A 3,242-nucleotide genomic window follows, 5' to 3' on the forward strand; every position below is an offset into this window, starting at 1 on the left:
GGCTCCCACATTGGGTTTGTGTCGTTCACAATCCCCTGTGGGAGCCAGCCTGCTGGCGATGGGGCCAGTGAAAGCCGCTTAAATCCGGAAGCTGCCCACCAACTGCTTCAACCGTGCCGCCTGCTGCTCAAGGTCCGCACATGCACGCAACGTCGACTGCAAGTTCTCCACCCCTTCCTGGTTCAGCGTATTGATCTCGGTAATGTCGACATTGATCGACTCCACCACAGCGGTCTGCTCTTCAGTCGCAGTCGCCACGGACTGGTTCATGCCGTCGATCTCCCCAATACGCTGGGTCACGCTGCCCAGACGCTCACCGGCCTGGTTGGCGATGCCGACGCTGCTTTCGCTCTGGCGCTGGCTGTCGGTCATGGTACTCACCGCTTCCCGGGCGCCGACTTGCAGTTCCTCGATCATCTTTTGCACTTGCTGCGCCGAATCCTGAGTGCGATGGGCGAGGTTGCGCACTTCGTCCGCAACCACGGCAAAACCACGTCCGGCTTCACCGGCACGGGCAGCTTCGATGGCGGCGTTCAATGCCAGCAAATTGGTCTGCTGCGAGATGCTGGTGATCACTTCCAGAATCTGCCCGATGTTCACGGTGTTGCTATTGAGCGTTTCGATGTTGCCGCACGAATCGCTGATCTTCGCCGAGAGCTGCTGCATCGCCGCGATGGTTTTATCCACCACTTGCTGACCTTCTTCGGCCAACGCGCGGGCATCGCTCGAATGCTGGGAGGCGAGGGCGGCGTTCTGGGCGATTTCCTGTGCAGCAGCGCCCAGTTCGTTGATCGCTGCAGCCACGCTGCTGGTGCGCGAGGCTTGCTGATCGGAATTGAACATTGACGAGTTCGACGCGGCAACCACACGCAAGGCGACTTCGTTGACCTGGCCGGTGGCCGAGGACACTTCGCGGATCGAGGTGTGAATACGTTCCACGAAGCGGTTGAACGAGGTGCCCAAGGCACCGAATTCATCGTGGCCGTGGATGGTCAGGCGTTTGGTCAGGTCACCTTCGCCTTCGGCGATGTCATGCATGGCGCGGCCCATGGTCAGCAGCGGCTGCATCAGAAAGCTGATCAACATGCCCAGCAACGCGATGATGATGACTACGGCGATGACCATGGCAATGATCGCCGAGGTACGGAATTCGCTGAGCATCGAGAACGCGGTGTCCTGGTCCAGCACCAGCGCCACGTACCAGTCGGCCGAGGGCACACCGTTGACGTGGGTAAAGGAAATGAACTGGGTCTTGCCGTCGAGCTCGACTTCTTTCATGCCCGGGCTGACTTTTGGTGCGCCGTTCGGGTAGGCCTCGGCGAGGCTCTTGAGCACCAGTTTGCTGTCCGGGTGGATCAGGATCTTGCCGTCGGCGCTGACGATGAACGCGTGGCCGTGACCGCCGAAGTTCAGCGAGTTGATGATTGCGCTGACGCTCGACAGGTCGATGTCCGCACCGGCAACGCCGATCATCTGGCTCTGATGCTGCACCGGCGTGGCCACGGTGATCACCAGTTTGCCGGACGAGGCGGCGATGTACGGTTCGGTGACGATGGTCTGTTGCGCGCTGTTGGCCGCCTTGTACCAGCCACGTGCGCGAGGATCGTAGTCTGCCGCACGATTGCCCGCCGGGATCGAGAACATCACGCCGTCAGTGCCACCGAAGTAGCTCAGCTGGAAGTTGCCGGTGTAGGCCGGCAAGTCGATGGCGCGTTTGAGGCTGGCGGGTGTGCTGCCGTCCACTGTGATCTGCTGGGACAACGATTGCAGCAACTGGATGCGGCTTTCCAGCCAGGTCTGGATGTTGCGGGTGGTCAGGCTGCCGAGTTCCTGCATCGAGGATTCGGTACTGCTGCGCAAGGTCTGGCGCTGACGGTAGTCGTTGAACAGGATGAAGCAGGCAAACGCAACAGCGACCACGAGGGCGGCTGCCAGCAGGATCTTGTGGCTGAATTTCATGTTTCTGGTCATTAAGTGCACTACCGCGGAGGGGCTGGTCAGCGAGGGGGCGTCAATTTGCCACAGTCGAGGGCTTTGCGCTGCTTCTATGTCGACTGGCCAGCGCCAAAGATTAGGCGTGTTTTTGCGAAAACCGATGAAATACTCAGCGGCGCAGGAAAGTTGCTGATTTTTCGAAAAAAGGCAGACGAGCGGCCCGATAAATAGCCGGGCGGTCGGGGAACCAGATGGGGGTTTTCTCTTCTAAGCTTCTGCTTGGCAGCCATGCCATTCCCCCCTCGCACCAGGAGCTACACCATGTCGCTGCGTTCTATCGCCCTGCTCTCGTTCTGCGTGTTGTTGGCCGCATGCAGCAAGGTCAATCAGGAAAACTATTCGAAACTGTCGGCCGGCATGCCCAAGGCAGAGGTTGAAGCCTTGTTGGGTAAAGCCACTGATTGCTCGGGCGCGCTCGGCATGTCCAGTTGCACCTGGGGTGACAAGAACAGCTTTATCAGCGTGCAGTATGCCGGTGACAAAGTACTGATGTTTTCCGGCCAAGGCCTGAAGTAATCCGGGGCTACGCGCCCACGGGAGAAAAACAATGAAGCGGTTATTGATACTCCTTTTTGCCGGCCTGGTATTGGCCGGCTGCGCCACTTCTGGCACAGATCCGTTGGCGCCGAAAACCGTCAACAGCGTCAATCTCAAGAAATACCAGGGCACCTGGTACGAGTTGGCCCGCCTGCCGATGTATTTCCAACGCAACTGCGCACAATCCGAAGCCCATTACACGCTCAATCCTGACGGCAAGGTGCAGGTGCTGAACCGCTGCCTGACGGCGGACTGGCAATGGGAAGAGGCCAAGGGCACGGCTTATCCACAAGTGCCGGGCAAGACCGACAAGTTGTGGGTCGAGTTCGATACCTGGTTCTCGCGCTTGCTGCCAGGTGTGGCGAAGGGGGAATACTGGGTGCTTTACGTCAGCGACGATTACAAGACCGCCATCGTCGGTGACCCGAGCCGCAAGTACCTGTGGCTGCTGTCGCGCACGCCGACGGTCAACGGTGTAGTGCGTGAAGAACTGCTGAGCAAGGCGCGTCAGCAAGGCTACGACACTACGCGGCTGATCTGGCGCGCGTCGGATACGCAGATGGCCAAGACCTCGAACTGACGGCTAGTAAAGAACAAATGTGGGAGCGAGCCTGCTCGCGATAGCGGAGTATCAGTCAACACTTCTGTTGAATTTGATCGCCCTGTCGCCAGCAGGCTCGCTCCCACATTTCGTTTGTGTCAGCCCAGGA

The 3,242-nt window shown here is 59.3% G+C and carries 3 protein-coding genes; 2 read left to right on the forward strand and 1 reads right to left on the reverse strand.

Annotated elements, in window-relative coordinates:
* Window positions 1–78 precede the first annotated feature (78 nt).
* The gene (locus QMX98_RS33420; protein WP_153269234.1) at window positions 79–1,971 is read right to left on the reverse strand and encodes a methyl-accepting chemotaxis protein; all 1,893 of its coding nucleotides are present in this window, start codon (window positions 1,969–1,971) and stop codon (window positions 79–81) included.
* A gap of 285 nt (window positions 1,972–2,256) precedes the next feature.
* Here QMX98_RS33420 and QMX98_RS33425 point away from each other — a divergent pair, with 285 nt between their 5' ends.
* Both QMX98_RS33425 and QMX98_RS33430 read left to right on the forward strand, forming a co-directional pair.
* Entirely contained in the window at window positions 2,257–2,511 is a 255-nt protein-coding gene (locus QMX98_RS33425) for a hypothetical protein (protein ID WP_010464535.1), read from the forward strand.
* A gap of 31 nt (window positions 2,512–2,542) precedes the next feature.
* On the forward strand, window positions 2,543–3,112 hold the full coding sequence (locus QMX98_RS33430) for a lipocalin family protein (protein ID WP_010464533.1): 570 nt from the start codon (window positions 2,543–2,545) through the stop codon (window positions 3,110–3,112).
* Window positions 3,113–3,242 lie beyond the last annotated feature (130 nt).

Source organism: Pseudomonas sp. PS02303 (genome assembly GCF_029959925.1).
GTDB classification, from domain to species: domain Bacteria; phylum Pseudomonadota; class Gammaproteobacteria; order Pseudomonadales; family Pseudomonadaceae; genus Aquipseudomonas; species Aquipseudomonas mandelii.

Bases quoted from the DNA above. Each gene is read 5' to 3' on its own strand.
- QMX98_RS33420 (WP_153269234.1), bottom strand. From the start codon at position 1,971: ATGACCAGAAACATGAAATTCAGCCACAAGATCCTGCTGGCAGCCGCC.
- QMX98_RS33425 (WP_010464535.1), top strand. From the start codon at position 2,257: ATGTCGCTGCGTTCTATCGCCCTGCTCTCGTTCTGCGTGTTGTTGGCC.
- QMX98_RS33430 (WP_010464533.1), top strand. From the start codon at position 2,543: ATGAAGCGGTTATTGATACTCCTTTTTGCCGGCCTGGTATTGGCCGGC.